Here is a 4107-nt window from a genome sequence, read left to right as displayed (position 1 = left end):
ACGACGTGTCCATAGCCGGTCTCGTGTCGTTGCGCCGGGGTGATGACAGTTACCGGCGGATGCTGACCAGTGTGGCTGAGGGGTTTGTGCAGGGGTTGGACGTGGACTGGGGGGTGTGCCTGCCGCAGAGCTGTCCGGTCGGGCTGCCGACGTATGCCTTCCAGCACCAGCGCTACTGGCTGGAGCCGGTTGGGGGTGGGGTGCGTGATGTGGCGGCGTTGGGGCAGCGTGGTGTGTCGCATTCGATGCTCGGTGCTGAGGTGAGTGTGGCTGAGACCGGGGGTCTGGTACTGACCGGGCGGCTTTCGGTGGCAGCGCATCCTTGGCTTGCGGGTCATGAGGTGGCCGGACGGGTGCTGGTGCCGTCCAGTGCGTGGGTGGATCTGGCACTGTATGCGGGGGATCAGGTGGGGTGTGCGGTCCTGGACCGGCTGACCACCGAAATACCACTATGGCTCCCGACCAAAGACACCGTACAAATCCAGGTCACGGTCGACGCGGGCGACCCGGGCGAGGCGCGCGGGTTCGGGATCTACTCCCGTGCCGGAGACGACGAGGATGCCGCGTGGCGGTGCCACGGGCGCGGCCGTCTGATCCCCGAAGGTCCGGACGCGGAATGGGCGGAGCAGGGCGGGCCCCAGGCGGATCAGGTGGAGATCGCTCTGCCTGACGAGTTGTCGGTGGACGGGTTCCTGGTTCATCCGGCGCTGATGGACGAGGTACTGCGGGCAGCCTTGGCGGCAGACGACGATGTCGCTCCCGCGGAGTTCGCCGGCGTACGGGTTTCGGCGCTCGGCGCGCGCGCCATTCGGGTGCGGGCCCATCCTGCCGACGATGGTTCGGCGACGGTCGTCGGCGTCGACCCTGCCGGGGCTGAGGTCTTCGCCGTCAGACGTGTCATCGCCCGGCCGGTTGAGCCACCGCAGGCGAACGACATCGGGCGGGACCTCTTCCGCCTCGACTGGGTCGCCGCCTCTGGAATCGACGGCGCCGAGCGCGTATCCGGATGGTCGGTGCTGGGCCTGACCGACGACGTCGGTCTGGTCGAGCAGGTGAAGCAGACGTACGGGACGTCGGAGGACGACCGAAGGGTCTGCGTGGTCGCCACGTCCGGCGACGACGACGTGGTCGCGGACGTGCACGACCTCGTCGGCGAAGTGTTGGGCGCGGTTCAGCGGTGGCTCACGGCCGAACCGGCCGGAGAGACACTCGTCGTGCTGACCCGGGGCGCTGTGGCAGCCGATGCCGACGCGGAGCCCGGTGACCTGGCGGGGGCGGCGGTCTGGGGTCTGATCCGCAGTGTGCAGGCCGAACACCCCGGCCGCGTGGTGCTCGTGGATGTCGACGACGACCCGGCATCGCTGGAAACGCTGCCGGTTCTGCCTGCTACGGGACATTCCCAGGTGGCGATTCGTACAGGACAGATGTGGGTTCCGAGGCTGCGCCGCGTCACCGGTGAGGCCGCGGGCGGACCCGTGCCGAGCTGGCGCGGATCGGTGCTTGTCACGGGCGGTACGGGGATGGCCGGATCGGCTGTGGCCCAGCATCTGGCCAAGGCCGGGGCCCGGCGTCTGGTGCTGGTGTCGCGGCAAGGCCGGCAGGCGGACGGAGCGACCGAGCTGGCGGCCCGGCTGGCTGAGGCCGGTTCCGAAGTCGAGGTGGTCGCGTGTGACGTCGCCGACCGGGACGCCCTCGCCCGGCTCGTGGCTCAGGTCGGGGAGTTGTCGGCGGTGGTGCATGCCGCCGGCGTTCTGGATGATGCCGCGGTCTCCGCGATGACCGCCGAGCAGGTGGATCGTGTGTTGTCCTCCAAGGTGGACACGGCCTGGAACCTGCACGAGTTCACCCGTGACATGGACCTGGATGCGTTCGTGATGTTCTCCGCGCTGGGCGGGACAGCCGGCGGCGCGGGGCAGGCCAATTACACGGCTGCCAACGCCTTCCTGGATGCCCTCGCCCTGCAACGGCGCGCACAAGGGCTGCCCGGAACGTCGCTGGCCTGGGGCTATTGGGAACAGTCCGGCGCGATGACCGCGCACCTGGGCCAGGCCGCCGAGGACCGGCTCGTCCGTGGCGGCATCAGGCCCATGCCCACCAGCAGGGCGCTGGAGCTCTTCGACGCGGCGCTGGCGAGCGGACAGGCTGTGCCCGTGCCGGCGGCGGTGGATGTCGCAGCCCTCAAAGCGCAGTACAACGCCGGGCTGCTCCCGGTCGTCCTGCACGGCCTGCTCCGCCTGACGACCCACCGCGGCACCGCGGCGACCGACGGCGTCGGCTCGGGCCTGGCTCAGCGGCTGTCCGCTTTGGACGAAGCGGGTCGCAACGACCTGCTGCTTGACCTGGTCCGGCGGAACACCGCCACAGTGCTCGGCTATCAGGGCCCCGAGTCGATCGAGGCCGATCGTCCGTTCAAGGAACTCGGTGTCGACTCGCTTACCGCGATCGAGTTCCGGAACCGTGTGGCCTCCGCCACCGGGGAGCGGCTGCCCGCGACGCTGGTCTTCGACCATCCGACACCTGATGCCGTCGTAAGCTTCCTGCGCGGCCAACTGCTCGGAGAACGGGAGTCGACTCGCCCGCTGGTTCCTGCGGTCCGCGCGCGGAGCGGTGACGATCCGATTGTGATCGTGGGGATGGGATGCCGGTACCCGGGTGGTGTGGCGTCGGCCGAGGATCTGTGGCGGCTGGTGGAGTCGGGTGTGGACGCGGTGGGCGAGTTCCCTGCCGATCGTGGTTGGGACGTGGAGGGTCTGTACGACCCGGACCCTGATCGGTCGGGTACGTCGTATGCGCGGGAGGGTGGCTTCCTGGAGGATGTGGCGGGTTTTGATGCGGGGTTCTTCGGTATTTCGCCGCGTGAGGCGTTGGCGATGGATCCGCAGCAGCGGTTGCTGCTGGAGACGTCGTGGGAGGTGCTGGAGGACGCCGGTATCGACCCGACCAGCCTTCGCGGGACGGACACGGGCGTGTTCGTCGGCGCCACCTTTCAGGATTACGGGCCGGGCCTGACCGGGAGCAACACCGGTGTGGAGGGCTATGTCCTGACGGGCAGCGCGGGCAGTGTGATGTCGGGCCGGGTCTCGTACGCGTTCGGGTTCGAGGGTCCTGCGGTCAGTATCGATACGGCGTGTTCTTCGTCGTTGGTGGCGCTGCACCTCGCGGTACAGGCGCTGCGCAACGGTGAGTGCTCGCTGGCCCTGGCCGGAGGGATGACCGTCCTGTCGACGCCGACCGTGTTTGTGGAGTTCAGTCGGCAGCGGGGTTTGTCGTCGGATGGTCGTTGCAAGCCGTTTGCGGAGGCGGCTGATGGGACGGGTTGGGGTGAGGGTGTTGGGTTGTTGTTGGTGGAGCGGTTGTCGGATGCGCGGCGGCTCGGTCATCGGGTGTTGGCGGTGGTGCGTGGTAGTGCGGTGAATCAGGATGGTGCGAGTAATGGGTTGTCGGCGCCGAATGGTCCGTCGCAGCAGCGGGTGATTCGTCAGGCGTTGAGCAGCGCCGGCATTGGTGCCGATGAGGTGGATGTGGTCGAGGGGCATGGGACTGGTACGCGGTTGGGTGATCCGATTGAGGCGCAGGCGTTGCTGGCGACGTATGGGCAGGGGCGGGGTGAGGGGGTTCCGTTGTGGTTGGGGTCGGTGAAGTCGAATATCGGTCATACGCAGGCTGCTGCTGGTGTGGCTGGTGTGATCAAGATGGTGATGGCGATGCGGCATGGTGTGTTGCCGGCGTCGTTGCATGTGGATGCGCCGTCGTCGCATGTGGACTGGTCCGAGGGTGCTGTTGAGCTGCTGACTGCCAACCAGGACTGGCCGGATCGGGGACGGCCGCGTCGGGCTGGTGTGTCGTCGTTCGGGATCAGTGGTACGAACGCGCACGTCATCCTCGAACAGGCCGAGCCGGTAGAGCTGCCGCTGGCTGTTGATGAGCCGGTTGGTGTGGTGCCGGTGGTGGTGTCGGGTCGGGGTTGGGATGGGTTGCGGGGTCAGGCGGGTCGGTTGGCTGAGTGGTGGGTGGGCCAGGTGGTTGGTGATGTGGTGGTTGGTGATGTGGCGGGTTCGTTGGTGGGTTCGCGTGCGGTGCATGGGGTGCGGGGTGTGGTGTTGGCGG

General features: G+C 68.3%; 1 protein-coding gene. It reads left to right on the top strand.

From position 1 onward, the window contains the following. Nucleotides 1–59 precede the first annotated feature (59 nt). The coding region (locus ACFVUT_RS37520; protein ID WP_389661220.1) for a type I polyketide synthase at nt 60–4107 on the top strand (4048 nt) is incomplete at its 3' end.

Source organism: Streptomyces sp. NPDC058051 (genome assembly GCF_042885475.1).
In the GTDB taxonomy this organism is placed as follows: Bacteria; Actinomycetota; Actinomycetes; order Streptomycetales; family Streptomycetaceae; genus Streptomyces.
Note: the sequence above shows the minus strand (reverse complement) of the source record. Positions and strands in the feature narration are given on the sequence as shown.